The organism is Novosphingobium sp. 11B (genome assembly GCF_054589055.1).
This window is the reverse complement of sequence record NZ_BAAILP010000323.1, coordinates 9,837-10,213: the sequence shown is the minus strand read 5'-3', so window position 1 is coordinate 10,213 and position 377 is coordinate 9,837. Positions and strand designations below refer to the sequence as shown.

Annotated in this window: 1 pseudogene; it reads right to left on the bottom strand. The window is 70.3% G+C overall.

What is annotated here, in order from left to right:
• Positions 1–272: pseudogene (locus ACYPYD_RS26520) on the bottom strand (hypothetical protein); the annotation flags it as partial.
• Between the last annotated feature and the right edge of the window lie 105 nt (positions 273–377).

Sequence of the window (377 nt, the reverse complement as noted above, 5' to 3'; positions counted from 1 at the left end):
CGCTGGCCGTCGATCAGAACGTTGCCCGCCGCATTGCCGAAGCCGCGCACCGAAGTGCCTTCGCTCAGGATGAAGCCGGGGGTGCGCTCGACCATGTCGAGCGCGGTCTGGGGCTGGAACGGCTTATAGAAGTCGGCCGGGTAGACCGGATCGGGACCTGCCGGGATGATCGCGGGCGGCTTCTCCTGGCCGAGGCGCGAGCCGGGCGCGGCCTCTTCGACCGGGGATATGGCAGCGGCCGCGCCGGCGAGTATCAGCGAAAGCGTGTTCATCCTGCCGGACCCAGCAACCAGGCCAGCAGCGCCAGCGGCAAGGCCGCCGCGACCAGCCACAGCCACGCCCGCGCCACGCTGTGCGCGTGAAACACCGCCATCGAG